Source organism: Micromonospora sp. DSM 45708 (assembly GCF_039566955.1).
Lineage (GTDB): Bacteria > Actinomycetota > Actinomycetes > Mycobacteriales > Micromonosporaceae > Micromonospora.
This window is the reverse complement of sequence record NZ_CP154796.1, coordinates 3,451,365-3,473,834: the sequence shown is the minus strand read 5'-3', so window position 1 is coordinate 3,473,834 and position 22,470 is coordinate 3,451,365. Positions and strand designations below refer to the sequence as shown.

At 72.6% G+C, this 22,470-nt stretch carries 22 protein-coding genes; 10 read left to right on the top strand and 12 right to left on the bottom strand.

Annotated elements, in window-relative coordinates:
- The first annotated feature begins 42 nt into the window (after nucleotides 1-42).
- A complete protein-coding gene (gene mshC, locus VKK44_RS14800; protein WP_343447571.1) occupies nucleotides 43-1,281 on the top strand; it encodes a cysteine--1-D-myo-inosityl 2-amino-2-deoxy-alpha-D-glucopyranoside ligase in 1,239 nt (412 codons plus the stop codon).
- 91 nt (nucleotides 1,282-1,372) lie between these two features.
- On the opposite strand, the gene VKK44_RS14795 is transcribed toward mshC, so the two are convergent.
- A complete protein-coding gene (locus tag VKK44_RS14795) occupies nucleotides 1,373-2,164 on the bottom strand; it encodes a GntR family transcriptional regulator (protein ID WP_343447570.1) in 792 nt (263 codons plus the stop codon).
- A 112-nt stretch (nucleotides 2,165-2,276) separates the two neighbouring features.
- Nucleotides 2,277-3,146 (bottom strand): PAC2 family protein, encoded by an 870-nt coding sequence (locus tag VKK44_RS14790; protein ID WP_030504102.1) that lies wholly within the window; start codon nucleotides 3,144-3,146, stop codon nucleotides 2,277-2,279.
- Nucleotides 3,147-3,443: 297 nt separating this feature from the next.
- Between VKK44_RS14790 and metH the strand changes: the two genes are divergently transcribed.
- Complete coding sequence (metH, locus tag VKK44_RS14785; protein ID WP_458351666.1) at nucleotides 3,444-6,902, top strand: methionine synthase; 3,459 nt, start codon at nucleotides 3,444-3,446, stop codon at nucleotides 6,900-6,902.
- Nucleotides 6,903-7,002: 100 nt separating this feature from the next.
- On the opposite strand, the gene VKK44_RS14780 is transcribed toward metH, so the two are convergent.
- The gene (locus VKK44_RS14780; protein WP_343447568.1) at nucleotides 7,003-7,743 is read right to left on the bottom strand and encodes an HD domain-containing protein; all 741 of its coding nucleotides are present in this window, start codon (nucleotides 7,741-7,743) and stop codon (nucleotides 7,003-7,005) included.
- Between the two features lie 92 nt (nucleotides 7,744-7,835).
- Here VKK44_RS14780 and VKK44_RS14775 point away from each other — a divergent pair, with 92 nt between their 5' ends.
- Nucleotides 7,836-8,306, top strand: coding sequence for a hypothetical protein (locus tag VKK44_RS14775; RefSeq protein WP_343447567.1), 471 nt, complete (start codon nucleotides 7,836-7,838; stop codon nucleotides 8,304-8,306).
- 154 nt (nucleotides 8,307-8,460) lie between these two features.
- Nucleotides 8,461-9,963 (top strand): FAD-binding oxidoreductase, encoded by a 1,503-nt coding sequence (locus tag VKK44_RS14770; RefSeq protein WP_343447566.1) that lies wholly within the window; start codon nucleotides 8,461-8,463, stop codon nucleotides 9,961-9,963.
- Nucleotides 9,964-10,033: 70 nt separating this feature from the next.
- Here the strand turns inward: VKK44_RS14770 and VKK44_RS14765 are convergent, their stop codons facing one another.
- Nucleotides 10,034-10,789, bottom strand: coding sequence for a helix-turn-helix domain-containing protein (locus VKK44_RS14765; RefSeq protein WP_343447565.1), 756 nt, complete (start codon nucleotides 10,787-10,789; stop codon nucleotides 10,034-10,036).
- Between the two features lie 231 nt (nucleotides 10,790-11,020).
- On the opposite strand from VKK44_RS14765, the gene VKK44_RS14760 reads away from it, so the two are divergent.
- A complete protein-coding gene (locus VKK44_RS14760) occupies nucleotides 11,021-11,686 on the top strand; it encodes a DUF4097 family beta strand repeat-containing protein (protein WP_343447564.1) in 666 nt (221 codons plus the stop codon).
- A 31-nt stretch (nucleotides 11,687-11,717) separates the two neighbouring features.
- Nucleotides 11,718-12,521, top strand: a complete 804-nt coding sequence (locus VKK44_RS14755) for an alpha/beta fold hydrolase (RefSeq protein WP_343447563.1) — start codon at nucleotides 11,718-11,720, stop codon at nucleotides 12,519-12,521.
- Nucleotides 12,522-12,586: 65 nt separating this feature from the next.
- On the opposite strand, the gene VKK44_RS14750 is transcribed toward VKK44_RS14755, so the two are convergent.
- Genes VKK44_RS14750 through VKK44_RS14735 form a run of 4 tightly spaced genes read right to left on the bottom strand, consistent with a single transcriptional unit; the run spans nucleotide 12,587 to nucleotide 14,753 of the window.
- On the bottom strand, nucleotides 12,587-13,516 hold the full coding sequence (locus tag VKK44_RS14750) for an alpha/beta hydrolase family protein (RefSeq protein ID WP_343447562.1): 930 nt from the start codon (nucleotides 13,514-13,516) through the stop codon (nucleotides 12,587-12,589).
- 5 nt (nucleotides 13,517-13,521) lie between these two features.
- Nucleotides 13,522-13,857: a YnfA family protein gene (locus VKK44_RS14745; protein WP_343447560.1), complete on the bottom strand. Its 336-nt coding sequence runs from the start codon at nucleotides 13,855-13,857 to the stop codon at nucleotides 13,522-13,524.
- Nucleotides 13,854-14,036, bottom strand: a complete 183-nt coding sequence (locus VKK44_RS14740; RefSeq protein WP_343447559.1) for a hypothetical protein — start codon at nucleotides 14,034-14,036, stop codon at nucleotides 13,854-13,856. Before VKK44_RS14740 ends, VKK44_RS14745 begins: the two co-directional genes overlap by 4 nt.
- 57 nt (nucleotides 14,037-14,093) lie before the next feature.
- A complete protein-coding gene (locus VKK44_RS14735; protein WP_343447558.1) occupies nucleotides 14,094-14,753 on the bottom strand; it encodes an HNH endonuclease family protein in 660 nt (219 codons plus the stop codon).
- Between the two features lie 258 nt (nucleotides 14,754-15,011).
- On the opposite strand from VKK44_RS14735, the gene VKK44_RS14730 reads away from it, so the two are divergent.
- Nucleotides 15,012-15,191 (top strand): hypothetical protein, encoded by a 180-nt coding sequence (locus VKK44_RS14730; RefSeq protein WP_343447557.1) that lies wholly within the window; start codon nucleotides 15,012-15,014, stop codon nucleotides 15,189-15,191.
- Nucleotides 15,192-15,235: 44 nt separating this feature from the next.
- Here the strand turns inward: VKK44_RS14730 and VKK44_RS14725 are convergent, their stop codons facing one another.
- A complete protein-coding gene (locus tag VKK44_RS14725; RefSeq protein ID WP_343447556.1) occupies nucleotides 15,236-15,652 on the bottom strand; it encodes a hypothetical protein in 417 nt (138 codons plus the stop codon).
- A gap of 56 nt (nucleotides 15,653-15,708) precedes the next feature.
- Here VKK44_RS14725 and VKK44_RS14720 point away from each other — a divergent pair, with 56 nt between their 5' ends.
- The 3 genes from VKK44_RS14720 to VKK44_RS14710 all read left to right on the top strand — a co-directional run bounded on the left by VKK44_RS14720 (nucleotide 15,709) and on the right by VKK44_RS14710 (nucleotide 17,796).
- Nucleotides 15,709-16,206, top strand: a complete 498-nt coding sequence (locus VKK44_RS14720; protein WP_343447555.1) for a hypothetical protein — start codon at nucleotides 15,709-15,711, stop codon at nucleotides 16,204-16,206.
- A gap of 86 nt (nucleotides 16,207-16,292) precedes the next feature.
- A complete protein-coding gene (locus VKK44_RS14715; RefSeq protein WP_343447554.1) occupies nucleotides 16,293-17,042 on the top strand; it encodes a neutral zinc metallopeptidase in 750 nt (249 codons plus the stop codon).
- A 115-nt stretch (nucleotides 17,043-17,157) separates the two neighbouring features.
- A complete protein-coding gene (locus tag VKK44_RS14710; RefSeq protein WP_343447553.1) occupies nucleotides 17,158-17,796 on the top strand; it encodes an HAD family hydrolase in 639 nt (212 codons plus the stop codon).
- Between the two features lie 42 nt (nucleotides 17,797-17,838).
- Here the strand turns inward: VKK44_RS14710 and VKK44_RS14705 are convergent, their stop codons facing one another.
- The 3 genes from VKK44_RS14705 to VKK44_RS14695 form a co-directional block, all read right to left on the bottom strand.
- Entirely contained in the window at nucleotides 17,839-20,385 is a 2,547-nt protein-coding gene (locus VKK44_RS14705) for an ABC transporter permease (protein WP_343447552.1), read from the bottom strand.
- Complete coding sequence (locus tag VKK44_RS14700; RefSeq protein ID WP_343447551.1) at nucleotides 20,385-21,152, bottom strand: ABC transporter ATP-binding protein; 768 nt, start codon at nucleotides 21,150-21,152, stop codon at nucleotides 20,385-20,387. Before VKK44_RS14700 ends, VKK44_RS14705 begins: the two co-directional genes overlap by 1 nt.
- A gap of 257 nt (nucleotides 21,153-21,409) precedes the next feature.
- Complete coding sequence (locus VKK44_RS14695; protein WP_343447782.1) at nucleotides 21,410-22,093, bottom strand: response regulator transcription factor; 684 nt, start codon at nucleotides 22,091-22,093, stop codon at nucleotides 21,410-21,412.
- Between the last annotated feature and the right edge of the window lie 377 nt (nucleotides 22,094-22,470).

Genomic DNA, 22,470 nt, shown 5'->3' with positions numbered 1-22,470 from the left:
GGGCGGCACCCGAGCGCCTGACGGATCGTTAGGCTGGCGGTCATGGAGTCTTGGACGGGACATGAGGTGCCACGGCTGCCCGGTGAAGGCGCACCGCTGAGGTTGTACGACTCGGCGCGGCAGGGCGTCCACCCCTCCCGGCCCGACGGCGTCGCCTCCCTGTACGTCTGCGGCATCACCCCGTACGACGCCACCCACCTGGGGCACGCCGCCACCATGATCACATTCGATCTGGTGCAGCGGATGTGGCGCGACGCCGGCCTGACCGTGCGGTACGTGCAGAACGTCACCGACATCGACGACCCGCTGCTGGAGCGCGCCGAGCGCGACGGCGAGGACTGGAAGGTCCTGGCCATGCGGGAGACGGCGCTGTTCCGCGAGGACATGGAGTCGCTGCGGATGATCCCGCCGGCGCACTACGTCGGCGCGGTCGAGTCGATCCCGGACATCGCCGACAAGGTGCTCGCCCTGGTCAAGGACGGTGCCGCGTACCGGCTCGACGACGGCACCGGTGACGTCTACTTCGACATCGCCGCCGCCCCCGCGTTCGGCTACGAGTCCAACCTGTCGCGGGCGCAGATGCGGGAGATCTTCCCGGAGCGTGGCGGCGACCCGGACCGCGCCGGCAAGCGGGACCCGCTCGACCCGCTGCTGTGGCGCGGCGCCCGCGAGGGTGAGCCGTCCTGGCCCGGCGGCGACCTGGGCCCCGGCCGTCCCGGCTGGCACATCGAGTGCGCGGTCATCGCGCTGAACCTGCTCGGCGACCGGGTCTCCGTGCAGGGCGGCGGCAACGACCTGATCTTCCCGCACCACGAGTGCTCCGCGGCGCACGCCGAGCGGCTGACCGGCGCGGCGCCGTTCGCCGACCACTACGTGCACGCCGGCATGATCGGCCTGGACGGCGAGAAGATGTCGAAGTCCAAGGGCAACCTGGTCTTCGTGTCCCGGCTGCGCGCCGACCGGGTCGACCCGATGGCGGTGCGGCTGGCGTTGCTCGCCGGCCACTACCGCAGTGACCGGTCCTGGACCGACGAGCTGCTCGCCGAGGCGTACGAGCGGCTGGACCGGTGGCGGCGGGCCGCCGCCGCGCCGTCCGGGCCGTCGGGTGAGGCGTTCCTGGCGGAGGTACGCGACCGCCTCGCCGACGATCTCGACACGCCGGGCGCGCTGGCCGCGGCCGACACCTGGGCCGCCGCGACGCTGGCCGGCGACGGCACCGACCCGGCCGCCCCCACCCTGTTCGCCCGCACCGTGGACGCCCTCCTCGGCATCGCCCTGTAACCCGCCGCGCTGATCTTGCACTTGGTGCCCCGGAGATGCCGGACATGTTCCGTCCGTCCGGGCCGAAGGTGCAAGATCGCGGGGAGCGGGGTCAGCCGAGGACGAGGCCCGGGTCGGGGTCCGGCTCGGGGGCCGGGGCGGGGATCCGGTACTCCTCGGTGAGCGTGGTCATCGGGCCCGGCCAGGTGGCCTGGGCGACCTCGATCGGTTTGCGCCGCTCGTCGTACGCGACGTGCAGCAGGTGCAGCACGGGGGTGTCCGGGCGGATCTGGAGGATCTCCGCCTCCTCCCGGCTGGGCTGGCGGGCGCTGATGGTGTCGGTGGCGGTGGCGTACCGACGGCCGGTGGCCTCCTCGGCCTCCTGGTAGAGCGGCCGGCCGAACGCCTCGGCCCGTTCCAGTGAGCTGCCGGCGGTGTCGGCGGGCAGGAACCAGGACGCGCCGACCTCGACCGGGGAGTCGTCGGTGCGGACCAGGTGCCGCCGGCAGAGCAGCTCGGTGCCGTCGGCCACGCCGAACGCGTCGGCGACCTCCGGCGGCGCGGCGACGCGACCGACGGAGACGAGTTGTTGGCGGTACCGGGCGGCCAGGTCGGTGTGGTAGCCGCGGAAGCCGCCGTACCGGCCCCGGGCCAGGCGGTTGAGCCGGCGCCGGGTGCCCCGGACGTACGTGCCGGATCCCGGTTTGGTGATCAGGACGCCCTCGACCCGGAGCTGGTCGACGGCGCGCTGGACGGTCTGCTTGGCCACGCCGAACATCTCGGCGATGGCCGGGATGGACGGCAGCCGCTCGCCCGGCCCCCAGTCGCCGCGACGCACCCGGTCCTTGAGCTGCGCGGCGATCTGCCGATGCGGGAACTCGGCCGCGCCGGGATTGATCTGCATGTCCGCCTCCTCAGAACAGCTAGGTTCCTAGGATGCCGTAGCGAACGTGACGCCGCCACCCCGGACACGAAGAAGCCGGGCCCACCCCGGACCCGGCCTTCGGACGAACGAGCTACCAGGAACCCGCGGTGGGCCCGGCGGAGCCGCCACGGCGGCGCAGGTACTTCTCGAACTCCTGCGCGATCTCGTCACCGGTCAACGGCGTGATGCCGGCGTCGCCGACGCGTTCCTCCAACTCCCGCACGTACTCGCCGAGCTCGGCGTCCTGCTCGGCGGCGCTGCGCACCCGCTGCTCCCACTCGGCGGCCTCCTCGGCCAGGTCGGCCATCGGCACCGGCAGGTCGAGCACCTCCTCGACGCGGTGCAGCAGCGCCAGCGTCGCCTTCGGGCAGGGCGGGTTGTTGGCGTAGTGCGGCACGTGCACCCAGAACGACACCGCGTCCACCTCGGCGCGGGTGCAGGCGTCGTGCAGCACCCCGACGATGCCGGTCGGCCCGTCGTAGCGGGTGGGGGTGAGCTGGTAGCGCTTGGCCGCGTCGGCGTCGGACGCGCTGCCGCTGATCGGCAGCGGCCGGGTGTAGGGCACGTCGGCCAGCAACGCGCCGAGCAGCACCACCCGCTCGACCTCCAGGCTGTGGCAGATCTCCAGCACCTGCTCGCAGAACGTGCGCCAGCGCATGCTCGGCTCGATGCCGCGGATCAGCACCACGTCCCGCTCGGTGCCCTCCGGGCTGGCCACCATGAAGCGGGTGGTGGGCCACTCGACCCGCCGGGTCTCCCCGTCGGCCATGGTGATGGTCGGCCGGCTCACCTGGAAGTCGTAGAAGTCCTCCGGGTCCAACTCGGTCACCTGCCGGGCCTGCCAGACCTGTTCGAGGTGCTCCACGGCGGCGGTGGAGGCGTCCGCGGCGTCGTTCCAGCCCTCGAAGGCCGCGATCGCGACCGGTGAGCGCAGTACCGGCAGCCCGTCGAACTCGGTCACGCCGTCACCCCACCCTGCTCGTCGGGAGCGGTCCCGCCCGGTCGCACGGTCGCGTCCCTGATGTCCTTCACGTCCGTCAGCCTACGTGTCGCCGCCGGAGCCGGCCCGTCGGCCGCGCCGGTCGCCCGGCGGGACCACCCGGACGAAACGGATGAAGGGTACGCGGTGATCCCGCCGACACTATGTGGGATGGCGTGATGGGAGTGACCGTTGCGTCGCTCGGCGCACTAACCTGACCATGTGGCTACTTCGTTGCGCGACCTGCTGGCGGACCGGATCCTCATCGCCGACGGGGCCATGGGGACGATGCTCCAGGCCGCTGATCTCACGATCGACGACTTCGACGGCCTCGAGGGCTGCAACGAGATTCTCAACGTCACCCGGCCGGACGTGGTCCGCGGCGTGCACGACGCCTACCTGGCCGCCGGCGCGGACTGCGTGGAGACCAACACGTTCGGCGCCAACCTGCCGAACCTCGCCGAGTACGGCATCGCCGAGCGCATCCGGGAGCTGTCCGAGGCCGCCGCGCGGATCGCCCGTGAGGCCGCCGACGCGCACGCGACGCCGGAGCGGCCCCGGTTCGTGCTCGGCTCGATGGGGCCGGGCACCAAGCTGCCCACGCTGGGCCACGCGAGCTACGCCTCGCTGCGCGACGCGTACCAGGAGAACGCCGCCGGCCTCATCGCCGGCGGGGCGGACGCGCTGATCATCGAAACCTGCCAGGACCTGCTCCAGGTCAAGGCCGCGGTGGTCGGCTCGAAGCGGGCCCGTGACGCCGCCGGCCGGGACGTGCCGATCATCTGCCAGGTGGCCGTGGAGACCACCGGCACCATGCTGCTGGGCAGCGAGATCGGCGCGGCGCTGACCGCGATCGAGCCGCTCGGCGTCGACCTGATCGGGCTCAACTGCTCCACCGGCCCGGCCGAGATGGGTGAGCACCTGCGCTACCTGTCCCGGCACTCACGCATCCCGGTGTCCGTGATGCCGAACGCCGGCCTGCCGGTGCTGACCGCCGACGGGGCGTACTTCCCGCTCGGCCCGCAGGAGATGGCCGACGCGCTGGAGCAGTTCGTCGACGACTACGGCGTGGGCCTGATCGGCGGCTGCTGCGGCACCACGCCGGAGCACATCCGGGTGCTGGTGGAACGGCTCGGCGGACGGCGTCCGTCGGCCCGGGAGCCCGAGCCGGAGGCGGGCGTCTCCTCGATCTACCACCACGTGCCGTTCGCCCAGGACGCCAGCGTCCTGATGGTGGGGGAGCGGACCAACGCCAACGGCTCGAAGGCGTTCCGCGAGGCGATGCTCGCCGGCGACTGGCAGGCCTGTGTGGAGATCGCCCGCAACCAGGCCCGGGACGGCTCGCACCTGCTCGACCTCTGCGTCGACTACGTCGGCCGCAACGGCACGCAGGACATGCGGGAGCTGGCCGGCCGGTTCGCCACCGCGTCCACGCTGCCGATCGTGCTGGACTCCACCGAGCCGGCGGTGATCGAGGCGGGCCTGGAGATGCTCGGCGGCCGGTGCGTGGTCAACTCCGTCAACTTCGAGGACGGCGACGGCCCCGACTCCCGCTACGCGCGGGTCATGCCGGTGGTGAAGGAGCACGGCGCCGCCGTGGTGGCGCTGCTCATCGACGAGGAGGGCCAGGCGCGCACCCGGGAGTGGAAGGTCCGGGTGGCCAGCCGGCTGATCGACGACCTGACCAGCCGCTGGGGGATGCGCCGGGAGGACATCCTCATCGACGCGTTGACGTTCCCGATCGCCACCGGGCAGGAGGAGACGCGCCGCGACGGCATCGAGACGATCGAGGCGATCCGGGAGATCGTCGCCCGCTATCCGGGGGTGAACTTCACCGCCGGCATCTCGAACGTCTCGTTCGGGCTCAACCCGGCGGCCCGGCAGGTGCTCAACTCGGTGTTCCTGCACGAGTGCGTCCAGGCCGGTCTGACCTCGGCCATCGTGCACGCCAGCAAGATCCTGCCGATGTCGAGGATCCCGGACGCGCAGCGCGAGGTGGCGCTCGACCTGGTCTACGACCGCCGCCGCGAGGGCTACGACCCGGTGCAGCGGTTCATCGAGGCGTTCGAGGGCGTCGACGCGGCGTCGGCGCGCGCCACCCGGGCCGAGGAGCTGGCCGCGCTGCCGTTGGAGGAGCGGCTCAAGCGGCGGATCATCGACGGCGAGCGCAACGGCCTGGAGGCCGACCTGGACACCGCGATGGCCGAGGGCCGCACGCCGCTGTCCATCATCAACGACCTGCTGCTGGACGGCATGAAGGTGGTCGGCGAGCTGTTCGGCTCGGGTCAGATGCAGCTGCCGTTCGTGCTCCAGTCCGCCGAGGTGATGAAGACCGCGGTGGCCTACCTGGAACCGCACATGGAGAAGGCCGACGACGACGGCAAGGGCCGGATCGTGCTCGCCACCGTCAAGGGCGACGTGCACGACATCGGCAAGAACCTGGTCGACATCATCCTGTCCAACAACGGCTACGACGTGGTCAACATCGGCATCAAGCAGCCGATCAACGCGATCCTCGACGCGGCCGAGGAGCACCGGGCCGACGCCATCGGCATGTCCGGGCTGCTGGTGAAGAGCACGGTCATCATGAAGGAGAACCTGGCCGAGATGGCGTCGCGCGGCGTCGCCGAACGGTGGCCGGTGCTGCTCGGCGGGGCGGCACTGACCCGGGCGTACGTCGAGGACGACCTGCGGGCGATCTACCCGGGGCAGGTGCACTACGCCCGGGACGCGTTTGAGGGCCTGTCGCTGATGGACCGGGTGATGACGGCCAAGCGGGCCGGCGCGCCGGTGGTGGACCCGGAGCGGGAGGCCGCGCTGGCGGCCCGCCGGGAGCGTCGGGAGCGGCAGCGCGCGCAGGTCCGCGAGGCGCTGCCCGAGCTGGACGACGCCTCGGTGCGCTCCGACGTGGCGGTGCAGCAGGCGGTGCCCACGCCGCCGTTTCTCGGCACCCGGGTGGTCAAGGGTGTGCCGCTGGCCGACTACGCGGCGCTGCTCGACGAGCGGGCCACGTTCCTGGGGCAGTGGGGGCTGCGCGGCGCCCGGGGCGGCACGGGTCCGACCTACGAGGAGCTGGTGGAGACCGAGGGCCGGCCCCGGCTGCGTTACTGGCTGGACCGGCTGATCGCCGACCAGGTGTTGGAGGCGGCCGTGGTGTACGGCTACTTCCCGGCGTACTCCGAGGGCAACGACCTGGTGGTGCTGGACGAGAACGGGCACAGCGAGCGCGCCCGGTTCTCCTTCCCCCGGCAGCGGCAGGAACGCCGGCTGTGCCTGGCGGACTTCTTCCGCCCCAAGGGCGACCAGTTGGACGTGGTGGCGTTGCAGCTCGTCACCGTGGGGCAGCCGATCAGCGAGTACACGGCGAAGATGTTCGCCGCGAACGAGTACCGCGACTACCTGGAGGTGCACGGCCTGTCGGTGCAGCTCACCGAGGCGCTGGCGGAGTACTGGCACCGGCGCATCCGGTCGGAGCTGGTGCTGCCGGGCGGCGGCACGGTCGCCGACGACGACCCGGCCGACCTGGCGGGCCTGCTGCGCACCGACTACCGCGGCTGCCGGTACGCGTTCGGCTATCCGGCCTGCCCGGACCTGGAGGACCGGGCGAAGATCGTGCAGTTGCTCGGCGCGGCGCGGATCGGCGTGCAGTTGTCGGAGGAGTTCCAGCTCGTGCCGGAGCAGGCCACCGACGCGATCGTGGTGCACCACCCGGAGGCGAACTACTTCAACGCCAAGTAGCCCGATCTCGGCGCTTGATCCACTCCACTTCGTCGAAGTGGCGGTATCCCGCTGTCCCGCATATCACCACCTCCCCGAGCCGGTGCGCATCAAGCGGTGGTCAGGTCACGCCGAGGGTCGCGGCGAGCTGGATGACGGTGACCGGGGCGTGGGGACTGCGGACCACCTCCGAGAGCACCGCGCGGGCGTGTGGCCGATGACGCAGTTCGTCCGGTGCGAGGTGAGCGGCGTCGGCCAGAGCGCGGCCCGCGCGGGCCGGTTGGTCGATCTGAAGGTACGCCCGGGCGGCCTGCACGAGGTGGCCGGCGCGGTGCTCAGCGGCCAGCCACCGCCAGCCGTCACGGGTGCAGGCCTTCTCGTGCCAGGCGACCGCGTCATGGCCGGCTCCCAGGTCGAGGGCCGTGTGTGCCCGAGCCAGCATGACGGTTGTCGGCCCGAAGCCGGGCCCGGTCGTCATGTCGGCGTACCAGAGAGCGTCGGATGTCGGTGACTCCTCGAAGGGGAACTCCGCCATGAGGTCAGGCTTCATCCCTCTCACCTCGGCCTCGTACGACGCGCAGGAGTGATGAGCGACCAGGCCCGCCAGACGCGGGGGGAAGCCCTGGCGGAGCAGCCATCGGGCACCGTCGAGCGCGTGGAAGCCGGTGTCCGCGACGGCCGGGGCATAGCCGACGTCATGCAGCCACCCGGCGGCGGCGAGCAGTTGCGCGTCCTCCCCGACCAGCCGGCCAAGGCGCTCAGCCTTCAGACCGACGGCGCGCACATGCTTCCACCTGCGCGGGAGCGCCACGGCCAGGCATCGCCCCGCAAGCTGCGCGGCGTGGTCAGCCAGAGGGGTCACGGTGCCAGGCTACGGGCCCGTGGAACACGTTGTCGGGATTGGGTTCGACCGCCTGAGTGGACATGATCGGCCCGGGTGGGCACCATGCGTGCGTGGCGGTGGAGGTGTGGGCGGCGGTGACGTCGTTGGGCGGCGTGGCCATCGGTGGCGGGCTCTCCTATCTGGTGCAGCATTCGACCCAGCGGATGGCGGCCCGGACCGAGGAGCGTAAACAGGATCTCGCCCGGGCGGAGGCCCGGCGGGCCGAGCGGCTGGCGCTGGTGGAACGGTTCGTCACGGTGGGGGCCGACGCCGAGCGCTGCGCGTTCACCCGCCCCGACTGGTGGGAGGACGGCGAGGAGTGGCCGACGCAGACGCAGTCGGTGATGAACCAGTTCTGGGTCGCGGAGCGGATGATCCGCCTACTGTTCCCGATCCCGGTGCACGACGCCGCCCGGGCGTACTTCCTGGTGCTCAACGGCGCCGTGTGGGAGGGAGTGCCGGACGGGCAGGACGCGCGGGACCTGTTCGAGCAGCCGCGTCTGGCCTTCCTGGACCCGGTGCGCGAGGCGCTCGGCGCCTGACGGGAGCCGCTCGTCCGCTTCGTCCAACGGTCGACGCTTCTGCGTCACTCGGAAGGGTTCTCACATACTGTTCCGGTTATCCGCGCGGGTGTCCGGTCCTAGCGTGAGGTCGCACGCCAACGGAGGGGCGTGACCCGATCGAGAGGCCACGACCATGCATGACATTTCGCGCCGCAAGCTGCTCCAGGCGACGGCCGCCGTGGGTGCCGGGGCGGTCGTCGCGCCGGCCGTGTTCGGCGGCCCCGCCCAGGCGGTCACCGGTACCGACGGCTCCGGGGCGCCCATCTGGGCCGAGTGCCCGCCGGCGCAGCTGACCGGCCGCATCGTGCGGTTCGGCGACCCCGACTATCCGACCGCGAGCCTCGGCTGGGACGAGTTGTTCGTCCGCAACCCGCTGGTCATCGTGTTCGCGCAGAACACCCAGGACGTGGTGAACGCCCTCGCCTGGTCGCGGCAGAACGACGTCGCGCTGCGGGTACGCAGCGGCCGGCACAGCCTTGAGGGCTGGTCGAACGTGGACAACGGCATCGTGATCGACGTCAGCGAGCTGAAGTCGGCCGACATCAACCGGCCCGCGCTCACCGCGCGCGTCGGCGCCGGGCTCAACCAGTTGGAGGCGGTCACCGCGCTCGCCCAGCAGGGTCTGGCGGTGACGACCGGCACGGAGGGCAGCGTGGGCCTGTCCGGGGCGACCCTGGGCGGGGGTTTCGGCTTCCTCACCCGGTGGCTCGGTATGGCCTGCGACAACCTGATCGGGGCGGAGATCGTCGTCGCGTCCGGGGCGAACGGCGCCAAGGCGATCGAGGTGGATCTGCGGAACCGCCGGGACCTGCTCTGGGCGTTGCGCGGGGCGGGTAACGGCAACTTCGGCATCGTCACCTCGCTGACCTACCGGGTGGCTCCGCTGCGCGGCGTCGCCTACCTTCAGGCGACCTGGTCGGGCCTGGACGACCTGCGGGAGGTCTTCGACCGGTGGCAGCGCACCGCGCCGTTCACCGACGTCCGCCTCGGCTCCCAGTTGGAGATCCACAAGTCGCAGCTCCTGCTGTTCGGCGTGCTCGCCGAGGGCACCGAGGCGGAGGTGCGGAGGCTGCTGGAGCCGGTCCTGTCGGTCGGCGCCCCGCAGGTCACCGTGCAGATCGGCGGGTGGGGCGACATCTACGCCGGGTTCCAGGTCCCGACTCAGGACGAGCCCGCGAACTGGAAGTTCTTCTCCCAGTTCACCCGCCAACCGTTCCCGCCCGAGGCGATCGAGATCATCCGCTCGTTCATGGCGGTCGCGCCCACCGATGCCAGCAACTTCTTCACCCAGGCGTTCGGTGTCGGCGCGCAGGCGCAGCAGCCGGTCGGCGGCTCGGCGTTCCCGCACCGCGACGCGATCTTCTACTCCGAGCCCGGCGCCGGCTGGGGGACCCGCGGCGTGCCGGACAGCGGCGACGCCCTCACCCCGGCCGCCCAGGCGTGGATCGCCGAGTTCAGCCAGGCGCTGCGTCCGTACGTGGACGGCGCCTACGTCAACGTGCCGAACATCGGCATGCAGGAGTGGGAGACCGCGTACTGGGGGCCGAACGTCGAGCGCCTCCGCAGGATCAAGGCGATGTACGACCCGCACAACGTCTTCCAGTACGAGCAGAGCATCCCGCCCGCGTCCTGCTGAGCCAGGGCCGTGCCTTGCCGGCTCGCCGCCCGGACTCCGCCTCGGCTCGACCACCCGTATGGAACGGGCTCTAGTCGCGCGCGGGCTCACCGTCCGGCATGTCGTCCCCGGGCGCCCGGGGAGCGGTGCGGAGGATGTCGCGGGCCTGTGCGGCGGCGCGGGTGATGTTCTCGCTGATGAAGTCGAGGAAGCGGGCGATGTTCTCCAGCCGGGCGGCGGCCGGGGTGTCGGGTCCGAGCAGGGCGACGCCCTGGCGGGCGACGGCGACGAGCTGGTCGTTGGCCCGTGCGCTGGCGATCGTCGCCTGGTAGAAGAGGTCGTCGTCGACGACGTAGCGCTCCCGGCGACTGTCGTCGCGTTCCCGGCGGACCAGGCTCTGCCCCGCGAGGAAGGCGATCGCCTTGGAGACGGAGGCGGGGCTGACCTGGAGGTGCCGGGTGAGGTCGGCCGCGGTGAGGCTGCCCTCGTCGCTGGTGAACAGGCAGGTCAGGACCCGGGCCGCCATCGTCGGCAGGCCCGAGGCCAGGAGGACGGTGGTCAGCGTCTCCTCGTACTCGGTCAAGGCCTCGGCGTCGCGCCCTCGCGGCTGGGAGAGTGACGCCGACCCCCGCGGGGCGGCGGTCGTGCGCCGCCGGGCGCGACGTTCGGTGGCGCGGTGGGCCAGCTCGGCGCGGTAGGCGGTGGGGCCGCCGTTGCGCATCACCTCCCGGGTGATCGTGGAGGTCGGACGGTCGAGTCGTCGGGCGATCTCCGCGTAGGCGAGGCTCTCGGCGAGCCCCGACGCGATCCGCTGGCGTTCCTGCTGGGTGAGTCTGCCTCCCGGCACGCCGATCTCCTCCCGTCCGACCTCGTCCGGTGGGCAGCATAGCGTTCACCACCAGGCTGTTGCAACGGAACCTGGCGGCATTGTTGCATTGCCTGGCGGGTCGTTGCAATGATTGAACTGGCGTGACCTGCATAAACGCCTCGTGAGTGCAACGATCTCGTTGCCTTGGCGCGGAAAGCAACGTAGCGTTTCCGGTGTTGGAAACAAGCACCGAAACCCTGGGAGAGCACCGTGCCGACGTTCGCCACCCCCGCCCCCATCTCCGCCGTCCTGGACGTCCCCGCCGGGCGTATCCAGGTCATCGCCGCGGACCGCGCCGACACCAGCGTCGAGGTCCGACCCGCGGACGCCGCCCGCAGCCGTGACGCCCGCAGCGCGGAGCAGGCGGTCGTCAGCTACGCCGACGGCGTCCTGCGGATCCACGTCCCCGAGCCCGCCAACCGGATCATCGGTGCCCCCGGGTCCGTCGAGGTCACCGTGCAGATGCCCGCCGGCTCCGACCTCCAGGCCACCTCCGGCGCCGTCGAGGTACGCGGCGTCGGCCGCCTCGGCGACGTCACCGTCGACGGCGCGTACCGGCAGGTCAAGATCGACGAGGCCGCGAGCGTGCACCTGACGGCGACCGACGGCGACGTCGAGGTCGGCCGGCTCACCGGCGCGGCGGAGATCAGCACCGCGCGGGGTGACATCCGGATCGCCGAGGCGGTACGCGGCACGGTCGTGCTCCGCACCCGCTCCGGCGACATCACCGTCGCCGCCGCCAGCGGTGTCCCGGCCACCCTGGACGCCGGCACCGACCACGGCCGCGTCAGCAACGCCCTGCGCAACGACGGCGCCGCCGTGCTCGACATCCGGGCCACCACCTCGCACGGCGACATCACCGCCCGCAGCCTCTGACACACCCCCACTCAACAGCAGGAGCAGGATCATGATGAAGAACGCGTGGACCGGGAACGTGTCCGTCGAGGACACCGCCCTGGCGGTCACCGACACCGGCGGCGCCGGCGTCCCCGTGCTGTACCTCAACGGCCAGTTCGCCACCCAGGGCTACTGGCGGCGGGTCATCGCCGACCTGGGCGACGGCTGGCGGCACATCACCTACGACGAACGGGCCCGCGGCCGGTCGCAGCGGTCGGCGGACTACTCCTTCGCCGCCGCCGTCCGCGACGTCGACGCCGTGCTCGCGGCGCGGGGCGTGGACCGGGCGCTGCTGGTGGGCTGGTCCTACGGCGCCGTCGTCGGCGCGCACTGGGCCGAGCGCAACCCCGACCGTACGGTGGGCGCGGTCCTGGTCGACGGCGCGTTTCCCTACGACTGGCTCGACGAGGCCATGGAACTGCGGATTCGAAAGCTGTTCAAGCGGATGGGCTGGTTCACGCCGCTGCTGCGCCCCACCGGCCTGACCCCGCGGATGAGCGCCGCGCAACAGGCCGAGAGCAACATCGAGCTCGGCCGGCTGTCCCGGGAACGCGAACTGGGCCCGGTGCTCGACCGGATCACCGTCCCGGTGCGGTACGTGGTCGCCTCGGGCACGTCTCTCGGCAGCCGCGGCGACGAGCAGGAACGGATCCGCGCCGGGCTCGACGCGGTGACCGCCCGCAACCCGAACATCCGGATCAGCGCGAAGGTCGCCAGCAACCACGGCGCGCTGCTCAAGAAGGACGCCCCGGCCATCGTCGCGGCCGTCCGCGAGGTCGCCGCCCTCGACGACGTGGCGACGACCGACCGGTGACGGGCGATCATGACGGTGGCGGTGGCGAGTCGGACGGCGGTCACCGCCACCGTCATGATCAGCGGTCAGGCGCGAAGTTGTCGCGGCGGTGGGGAGAGCCGGTGCTGGAGCCAGGTCACGACCAACTCGTCGAAGCCGGGCGCCCGCACGCCCCGTACCCGGATGCCGTGGTCGGCGCCCGGGAACACCACGATCGTGTGGTCGGTGTGCCGGGCGTCGACGAGGATCCGGTCGAGGGCGCGCACGCTGGCCTCGACCGGGACCTGCACGTCGTCGGCGCCGAAGATCGCCAGCAACGGGCAGCGCAGGGCGGCGAGCGCCGGCTCCGGGTCGTGGTCGGCGATGCCGGCGAGGAAGGCGATCGAGGCGGGCGAGGTGCCGGCGAGCAACGCGTACCAGGGCGCCTCGTGCCATCGAGCCTGCGCGGCGTGCACAGCGGCCGGGTCGTCGCCGGCCCGAACCCGATCGATCTGCTCCTGGAACAGGGCCAGCGCCTGACGGGCGTCGTCGGCGGTGAAGCCCGTCGCGGTGAGTTGGCGACCCAGCCGGTACTCCTCCTGCGCCACCACGCCGACGCCGGGACCGGACACGCTCACCACCGCGGCGACGGCGGCCGGGGAGCGGGACGCGGCGAGCGGCGCCACCCATCCACCCTGGCTGCCGCCGATCAGCGCGACCGCGTCCGCGCGCACGTCCGACCGTGCCCGCAGCGCGTTCACCCCGGCCAGGGTCTCGTCGGCCCGGTCGGTCAGCCGCTGCCGGGTCCAGTTGCCGGTGGACGCTCCGGAACCCGGCTTGTCGTAGGCGAGGCTGGCGAAGCCGGCGGCGGCCAGCCGGGTCTGCCAGTCCCGCTGGTCACGCCCGCCGGGCCCGGAGCCCTCGACGAAGACCACCGCCGGGTACGGCCCCGGCCAGGGTGGCCGGACCAGGTCGCCGACGAGCACGTCGTCGCCGTGCCGGAACGACAGCTCCCCGGTCTGTGGAAGGAACAGCATCGTGGTCAGCTCGCGCGCGGCGCGTACATGATGACCGCGACGCCGACCAGGCAGATGGCCGCGCCGACCAGGTCGTAGCGGTCGGGCCGGAACTTGTCGACGACCATGCCCCAGGCCAGCGACCCGGCGACGAAGACGCCGCCGTAGGCGGCCAGGATGCGCCCGAAGTTCGGGTCGGGCTGGAACGTGGCCACGAAGCCGTAGACGCCCAGCGCGATGATCCCGCCCGCGATCCAGAGCAGCCCACGGTTCTCCCGCCAGCCCTGCCAGACCAGCCAGGCGCCGCCGATCTCGGCCAGCGCGGCGACCAGGAACAGCAGGATCGAACGGGCGACGGTCATGGCTCCGACCGTACCGTCACGATCTTGCCGCCGGGTCGGCAGGCGCAGTCGCCGCCCGCGCAACCGGCGCGGTGGCCGCGCCGTGCGGCCCACCACCAGGACAGGGCGGCGAGCCCGGACAGGGCGACGGCGCGGCGAAGCGACAGCCGCGCGGTGGTGAACTCCTCGTGCTGCGCCATCGCCGGCCATCATCCCAGCGTCCCCGGGCCGCCTCCGGCCCGGGGCGCCGGAGGCGGTCAGTACGCGTAGGTGACCGAGATGGTGGCCGCCGGGCAGTTGTTCGCCCAACTGGACAGCGCGCTCTTCTCCGCGCTGTCCACGGTGAGCCGCCAGCGGATCTTGACCGCCACCCACTCGCCGACGTAGCGGCAGCGGGCCGAGGCGTACGGCGGCAGCCAGGTGGCCGGGTCCTGGTCGCCCTTGGCCTGGTTGACGTTGTCGGTCACCGCGGCCAGGGCGCGCGCGTCACCCAGGTCGTTCGCGTACGCCTGGCGGCGGCTGGTGGACCAGTTGCGGGCGCCGGAGTCCCAGGCTTCGGCGAGCGGGACCACGTGGTCGATGTCCAGGTCGCCGGTGGCCGTCCAGGTGGCGTCGTCGTAGTAGGAGTACCACCGGCCGCCGGAGAGCGTGCAGGTGCCGCTGATGGTGGGCTTCGTGGTGGCCTCGGTGTAGAGCACCTCGTTGCGGGTGTGGCAGCCGTCGCCGTCGGCGTCGATCCAGTGCGGGAACAGGTCACGGCTGTAGCCGGTGCGGACCTCGGTGGCGACCGGCAGGCTGGCGACCGCGGTGGTGAGCGACGCGGAGTAACCGGCGGCGGGGGCGGGCTGGGCGAGGCCGAGGGTGGTGGCCACGATCGCGGCGAGGCTGATGGCCGTGGCGCGCAGGGTGCGGGACATGGGACTCCGTCCGTACGGGAATGGCGACTGTCCCCACCCATATAGACAGATGTGGACGTCATGGTCCAGGTCGATCTCCGTGAACATCGCCTGACCATCGACGCTCGGCCCGATGACGACACGAATTCGGCTGTGCCGGCCGGCCCGGCGGGCTACCTTCGCAGAAGGGGCGGCAGTGCCGCGTCCACGCCCGCGCCGTCCGGTTGACGCGGCCGAGACGGCCGGTGACGAGCATGGGTACGACGAAAGGGGCGCCAGATGGCCGACGAGGTGACGTCGAAGGTGCCGCCCGATCCGGGCCCCGTGCTGGCCGCGCCGGTCGGGTCGGCAACGGTCGGCCCGCCGAGCAGCCTCGACCTGTGGGCCCGCGCCCAGGTCCTGCACCGCTGCTTCGGCGACGACGACGGCGAGCCGCACATCATGCGCGGCCTGGACTAGACGCCCGTCCCACGGCCCCGCACGACGGGGCCGGGCGAGGCCGGTCAGCGCACCGTCGCGCCCGCGCGGGCCAACGCGTCCCGCCAGGACCGGGTGTGGAACGCGGCAGCCCCGTTGAACGCCAGGTCGAGGAAGCCCGGCCCGTCACCGGCGGGCGGCGTCCGGTGCGCCCAGAACTCGTCCAGCCCGCGCCGCTGGTCCGGGCTGGGCGACGGCGAGATGTCCGACCCCCGCCCGACCACGTCGTACCGCCGGCCGTCGATGGTCAGCAGCAGCGTGCCCAGCCGGGTCAGCCGCCCCCGCACCTGGCCGACGGGCACCGCGAACACCTCCGCGCCGTGCCGGTCCCGGGCGCGCAGCAGACCCTGGTCGAGCGTCATCAGCACCGGCACGCACCGCCGACCGTTCCAGATGCTGCGCCGCCAGTAGACGACGCTGGCGAGCGTCACGTCGGGATCCACGGCCGGGACTGTACCGGGGGCGGTCCACGGTGGCCGGCGGTGGCTACCCTGCCGACGTGACCCGACGATCATGGTTCCTCGCGCTCGCCGCCGCGCTCGGCGTCGTGGTGCTGGCCGCCTGCGGCGGCGTGATCTGGCTGGCCCGGGCCGGTGACGGCGAGGAGCGCAACTGCGCGACGCGGGTCGCCGCCGAGGAGGCGAAGGTCCGCACCGACCGGCGGTGGACCGACGCCGACGTGCCGGGCATCGGCGCGTACCAGGAGATCCACTGGCAGGTCGACTACCCGAGCTTCGCCTGTTCCCGCGCGCCCGGCCCGACCGACCGGCGCTACCAGGCGGTGGTGCGGATGACGCCGGCCGACGCCCGCGCGCTGGCCGCCGCGTACACCTGGACGCCGGTGACCGGCGCGGCGCCCGAGGTGTGGCCGGCGCTGGCCGGGTACGTGCCGGACGGCGTGCGCTGGCACCGCGGCGCCGACCACGACGCGGGTGGCGCCGAGGTGCGCTTCGACCCCGGCGCGGCGCTGCTGCTGGTCACCGACGTCGACACCTGATGAACGTTCGCTGCCGCCGATACGTGAGAGCCGGTGGACGCCGGGGTACTGCGCAGGACACAGGGTTCGACAGCCGGGAGGAAACCGTGGGGGACAGGACGGGACATCGGCGGCTCGGACCGCTCGCCGGGCTGGTGGTGGCCGTGGTGGTGGCGGCCGGCTGCATGGGCGGCGGGCTCGACCAGGGCGAGCCGCAGCAGCCCGCCCCCGAGCGCAGCGGACGAGCGGCGTCCCCCGGCGCGGATACCACCCGGGCGGACGGCACCACCAGCGTCGCCGAGTTCAAGCAGGACTTCTCCGACGCGGTGGCCGGCGCCGAGCAGTACTGGACCGCGCAGTTCCGCTCCTCCGGGGAACGGTTCCAGCCGATCCGGCGGGTGGTGGCGTACACCCGGGCCGGTGAGGTGTCCTGCGGCGGGCAGCCGCTGCCGCGCAACAACGCCGTCTACTGCTCCGCCGGCGACTTCATCGCCTACGACGTGAACTGGTCGGTGTCGGCGTTCCGGCAGATCGGCGACGCGTTCCTGTTCTACCTGCTCGGCCACGAGTACGCGCACGGCGTGCAGACCCGGCTCGGCATCCGCTACACCTACACCATCCAGCAGGAGTTGCAGGCCGACTGCATGGCCGGGGCGTACCTCGGCGACAGCGTGCGCGCCGGGTCACTGAAGCTGGCCGACGGCGACCTGGACGAGTTCCGGGAAGGGCTGCTCGCGGTCGGCGACGACCCCGACCAGCCGTGGTTCGCCGAAGGCGCGCACGGCACCGCCGAGCAGCGCAGCGAGAAGTTCTTCGCCGGCTACGAGAACTCGCTGAAGGCGTGCGACCTCGGCTGATGCCGCACGTCACCCCGGCCGGCGGCGACGCCGGCCGGGCCGGGTCCGGCTGGCAGGATCGGCGGGGTACGCACATCGAAGGAGGCCCCCGCTGAGCAGCACACAACCCGCCGCCGTGCTCTTCGACATGGACGGCACGCTCGTCGACAGCGAGAAACTGTGGGACGTCGCGTTGCAGGAACTGGCCGCCGTCTACGGCGGCACCCTGTCCGACGACGCCCGCCAGGCCATCATCGGCACCGCGATGGCCGACTCCATGCGGATCGTGCACGACGACCTGGGCCAGCCGGAACGCGACCCGCAGGCCAGCGCCGACTGGATCAGCGCGCGGATCCTCGACCTGTTCCGCACCGGGCTGCGCTGGCGGCCCGGCGCGCTGGCGCTGCTGCGGGCGGTACGCGCCGCCGGCATCCCCACCGCGCTGGTCACCTCCAGCGGCCGGTCGCTGGTCGAGGTCGCCCTCGACACGCTGGGCCGCGACAGCTTCGACGCGGTGGTCTGCGGCGACGAGGTGGGCGAGGCCAAGCCGCACCCCGAGCCGTACCTGACCGCCGCGCGGCTGCTGGGCGTGCCGATCGCGCGGTGCGTGGCGATCGAGGACTCACCCACCGGCGTGGCGAGCGCGTTGGCCGCCGGCGCGGCGGTGCTGGCCGTACCGGCCGAGGTGCCGCTGCCACCGACCGACGGCGTACACCAGCTGGAGAGCCTGACCGCGGCGGACCTGGAACTGCTCGCCGCGCTGCTGAACCGGTAGGCGAAGGGGCCCCTCCCGACGGGAGGGGCCCCACCGTGCGCCTCAGTCGTGGGCGATGGCGCCGAGCACGTTGATCCGCGCGGCGCGGATCGCCGGCAGCACCGCCGCGACCACGCCGATGATCGCGGCCAGCACCAGGAACGTCACCATCTGGCCCCAGGGCAGGACCAGGTCGGTGATGCCCTCGTCCTTGAGCGCCCGGACCACGGCCGCGCCGAGACCGGTGCCGACCACCACGCCGAGCAGCGCGCCGAAGATCGAGATCACCACCGCCTCGACCGTGATCATGCGCATGGTCTGTGCCCGGCGCAGACCGATCGCCCGCAGCAGGCCCAGCTCACGGGTGCGCTCCAGCACCGACAGCGCGAGCGTGTTGATGATGCCCAGCACCGCGATCACGATGGCCAACGCCAACAGGATCTGGATCATCCGCAGCGGCGTGTCGAGCTGGCTGGTCTGCTGCTTGATGAACGCCGCCCGGTCCGCCACCGACACCTCCGGGCTGTCCGCCAGCAGCCGCTCGACCTGCGGCTGCACCGCGCCCACCGGGGTCCCCGGGGCGAGCTGCACGAAGCCCTGGATGGGCTGCGGGATGGCGAAGTCGGCGGTCGCCTGCGGCGGCAGCACCACCGGGTTGGTGAGCTGCGAACTGGAGTAGATGCCGCTGACCGTGTAGGTGCGCGCCTCACCCCGGGACAACTGCACCGGCACGGTCGAGCCGACCGACAGGTTGCGGGCCTTCGCGGTGTCCGAGCTGAGCAACATCTGGTCGGGGGCCAACCGGCTGATGTCACCGGCCGTGGCCGTCGCCCCGAAGATCCGCTCCAGCGCGGTCACGTCGCTCGACGCCGCCACCCAGGTCCGCTCGCCGCCCACCGTGGCCATGTCGCCGTACTCGCCGTCGACCAGCCGCACGCCCGGGATCGCGGCGGTCTTCGCCAGCACCGCCGGGTCGAAACTTGCCGGACGCGGCCCGGACGAGGCGCCGGAGATCACCAGCTCGGCCTTGATGGTGTCCTCGGCGAGCGCGCTGATGCTGCCCTTCGCCGAATCCAGGATCACCGTCACGCCGGTCACCAGCGCGATGCCCACCATCAGCGCGGCAGCGGTGATCGCGGTCCGGCGCGGGTTGCGGCCCGAGTTCAGCCGGCCCAGCTTGCCCGGCACCGACCAGGAGAAGATCGCGCCGAGCAGCGACACCACCGGCCGACTGATCAGCGGCGTCAACAGCGCCACCCCGATGAACGCGAACAGCACACCGCCGAGGATGGTCGCGAGGGTGTTGCCGCCGGCGTTGCCGCTGAGCCCGACGAAGAGCAGCACCGCGCCGATCCCGGTGACCACCGCGCCGCCCACCGTCACCTTGGTCAGCGGCCGGTCCGGCGTGGCCACGTCCTGCATCGCGGCGATCGGGGGAATGCGCGCCGCCCGCAACGCCGGCAGCAGCGCCGCGACCACCGTGATCAGCAGACCCACCGCGAACGCGCCGATCACCGCCGCCGGCGGCACCCCCAGCCCGGCCAGCGTGAGACCACCGGCCAGCTTCCCGAACAGGTACGCCAGCAGCGCGCCCACCCCGATGCCGGCGGCCAGGCCGAGCACCGAGGCGATCAGGCCGACCGCGACCGCCTCCAGCACCACCGATCCGATCACCTGCCGGCCGCTGGCGCCGATGGCCCGCATCAGGGCCAACTCGCGGGTGCGCTGAGCCACGATGATCGAGAAGGTGTTGAGGATCAGGAACGTGCCGACCAGCAGCGCCACCGCGGCGAAACCGAGCAGGATCTTGTTGAAGAACGACAGCCCCTCCTTCAGCCCGGCCGAGGCGTCGTCGGCGAGCTGGTCACCGGTCTTCACGTCGTACGCGCCGCCCAGCGCGCGGGACACCTCGTCGCGCAGCGCCTCCGGCGTGGTGCCGTCCGCCCGCGCGGTGACGGTGGAGAACACGTCCGGCTTGCCGAGCATCAACCGCTGCGCGACCGGCGTGGTGAAAGCGACCTCGTTCGCGCCACCGACGGAGTCCCGGCCACCGCTGTAACCGAACACGCCGACCAGCGTGAACTCCTGCTTCGGCGACAGCGTCAGCACGCCGACCCGGTCCCCGACCTTCACGTTGGCGGCCTTCGCCAGCGCGGCGTTGACCACGATCTCGTCGTCGGCCCGCGGCTCCCGCCCCTCGCGCAGCCTCACCAGGTCGCCCTCGCCCAGCCAGTTCTCGCCCAGCTGCGGCGGCCCGAACGAGGTGACCACCTTGCCGTTGCTGCCGATCAGCCGCGCGCCGTCGGCGGCGACCACGCCCCGCACGTCCGCGGCGCCCGGCACCGCCCGCACGCGCTCGACGAGCGACGCCGGCACCGGGGCGGCGACCTGCTCACCCTCGGTCTCGGAAACCTCCACCTTCGGCTTCGCCGCCACGTTCACGTCCACGTCGGCGTAGGCGTCGGCGAAGACCGCGTCGAACGAGCGGCCCAGCGTGTCGGTGAGCACGAACGCGCCCGAGACGAACATGACGCCGAGCACCACCGCCAGCCCGGACAGCAGCAGGCGCAGCTTGCGCGCCAGCAGGCTCTTCAGCGTTGCCCGGAACATCAGTTGCCCACCTCGACCGGCGCGTCCAGCTTCTTCATCGTGTCCAGCACCGTGTCGGCGGTCGGCTCGATCAGCTCCGAGACGATCTGCCCGTCGGCCAGGAAGACCACCCGGTCGGCGTACGCGGCGGCGGTCGGATCGTGGGTCACCATGACGATGGTCTGGCCGTGCTCGCGTACCGAGCTGCGCAGGAAGTTCAACACCTCGGCGCCGGACCGGGAGTCCAGGTTGCCGGTCGGCTCGTCGGCGAAGATGACCTCGGGCCGGGCGACAAGCGCCCGCGCGCACGCCACCCGCTGCTGCTGGCCGCCGGAGAGCTGCGCCGGGCGGTGCCCGAGCCGGTCCCGTAGCCCGACCGTGTCGATCACCGTGTCGTACCAGGCCGGGTCCGGCTTGCGGCCGGCGATCGACAGCGGCAGCAGGATGTTCTCCTGCGCGGTGAGCGTGGGCAGCAGGTTGAACTGCTGGAAGATGAAGCCGACCTTGTCCCGGCGCAGCTTCGTCAGGCCCGAGTCGTTCAGCCCGGTCACCGTCGTCTCGCCGATCGCCACCGTGCCCCGGGTCACCGAGTCCAGGCCGGCGAGGCAGTGCATCAACGTCGACTTGCCGGAACCCGACGGCCCCATGATCGCGGTGAACCGGCCGCGTTCGAACTCGGCGCTCACCCCCCGCAGCGCGATGACCTGCGCCTCGCCGCTGCCGTACACCTTCCACACGTCGCTCGCCCGGGCCGCGGCCTGCGCCTGCTGGCCTACCGTCGCGGTCACGTCATCTACCTCTTCCGTCTGGCTTGCTGATCCGCACCGCCCCCGCTGGTCGGTGCGGCAGTTCCATCCTCGGTGCCGCCGGCCACGGATCCGTCCGACCCCGGGCGGAATCCGTGCCGAATTTCCGGTGAGGGTCGCCCCCCAGACCGGCTCAGGGTGATCCCTGACCGACCGGCGGCGCCGACGGTAGGACCTCACGTCGCGTCATGGTCAACCATGCGCCGCCGCCGTTGGTCACGGTACGTGAGCGTCGCCACCTATTTCCCCGGCCGCACCAGCCCCGTCTCGTACGCCAGCACCACCGCCTGCACCCGGTCCCGCAGCCGCAGCTTGGTCAGCACGTGCCCGACGTGCGTCTTGACCGTGGTCTCGCTGACCGACAGCGCCCGGGCGATCTCGGCGTTGGACAGCCCACGCGCCACCTGCACCAGCACCTCCCGCTCCCGGTCGGTCAGCGGGTCCAGCACCCGCGGCGGGACGGCCGCCGGGTCCGGCAGCACGTCGGCGAAGCGGTCCAGCAGCCGGCGCAGGATCCGCGGCGCCACCACCGCCTCCCCGGCCGCCACCGTGCGGATCGCGGTCACCAGATCCTCCGCCGGGACGTCCTTGGCCAGGAAGCCGCTCGCCCCGGCGCGCAACGCGCCGACCACGTACTCGTCCAGCTCGAACGTGGTCAGCACCAGCACCCGCACCGGCAGCCGGGCGTCCACGATCGCCCGGGTCGCGGCCACCCCGTCCATCCGCGGCATCCGGATGTCCATCAACACCACGTCGGGCAGCAGCCGGCGGGACAGCTCCACCGCCTCCACGCCGTCGCCGGCCTCACCCACGATGTCCAGGTCGTCCTCGACCCCCAGCACCATCCGGAACCCGGTCCGCAGCAGCGGCTGGTCGTCGGCGAGCAGAACCCGAACCGGTCGGGGCGCGGCGGCGTCGGTCATCATGTCCCTCGTCGTGCTGGACGGCGGTCGGCCCGGGACCGGGCCGACCGGGTCCGGCGGGTGCCGGGCGGACACCCGGAAGCCGCCTCCCGGCGTCGGCCGGTCCGCAGGACCCCACCGTAGAGGGCGACCGGTCGCCGCACCCCGACCAGGCCGACCCGATCCGATCACCCACCCACCCCCGTCACCCACCACCCACCCACCCACCCCCGTCACCCCGCCACCCACCCGCATTCCCGGAAAGCGTGCCCATCGGGGCTCGCGTGCGCCCGCTTTCCCGGAAAGCGTGCTCATCGGCGTTCCCATGCGCCCGCTTCCCCGGAAAGTGCGCCCATCGGGTCTGCCTGCCCCTGCCCTGCGGGCGGAGCGTGCCCACC

What these genes read in the sequence shown, in the direction of transcription:
- mshC (WP_343447571.1), top strand. Translation starts at nt 43, where the DNA reads ATGGAGTCTTGGACGGGACATGAGGTGCCACGGCTGCCCGGTGAAGGC.
- VKK44_RS14795 (WP_343447570.1), bottom strand. Translation starts at nt 2,164, where the DNA reads ATGCAGATCAATCCCGGCGCGGCCGAGTTCCCGCATCGGCAGATCGCC.
- metH (WP_458351666.1), top strand. Translation starts at nt 3,444, where the DNA reads ATGGGGACGATGCTCCAGGCCGCTGATCTCACGATCGACGACTTCGAC.
- VKK44_RS14770 (WP_343447566.1), top strand. Translation starts at nt 8,461, where the DNA reads ATGCATGACATTTCGCGCCGCAAGCTGCTCCAGGCGACGGCCGCCGTG.
- VKK44_RS14755 (WP_343447563.1), top strand. Translation starts at nt 11,718, where the DNA reads ATGATGAAGAACGCGTGGACCGGGAACGTGTCCGTCGAGGACACCGCC.
- VKK44_RS14750 (WP_343447562.1), bottom strand. Translation starts at nt 13,516, where the DNA reads ATGCTGTTCCTTCCACAGACCGGGGAGCTGTCGTTCCGGCACGGCGAC.
- VKK44_RS14745 (WP_343447560.1), bottom strand. Translation starts at nt 13,857, where the DNA reads ATGACCGTCGCCCGTTCGATCCTGCTGTTCCTGGTCGCCGCGCTGGCC.
- VKK44_RS14740 (WP_343447559.1), bottom strand. Translation starts at nt 14,036, where the DNA reads ATGGCGCAGCACGAGGAGTTCACCACCGCGCGGCTGTCGCTTCGCCGC.
- VKK44_RS14735 (WP_343447558.1), bottom strand. Translation starts at nt 14,753, where the DNA reads ATGTCCCGCACCCTGCGCGCCACGGCCATCAGCCTCGCCGCGATCGTG.
- VKK44_RS14730 (WP_343447557.1), top strand. Translation starts at nt 15,012, where the DNA reads ATGGCCGACGAGGTGACGTCGAAGGTGCCGCCCGATCCGGGCCCCGTG.
- VKK44_RS14705 (WP_343447552.1), bottom strand. Translation starts at nt 20,385, where the DNA reads ATGTTCCGGGCAACGCTGAAGAGCCTGCTGGCGCGCAAGCTGCGCCTG.
- VKK44_RS14695 (WP_343447782.1), bottom strand. Translation starts at nt 22,093, where the DNA reads ATGACCGACGCCGCCGCGCCCCGACCGGTTCGGGTTCTGCTCGCCGAC.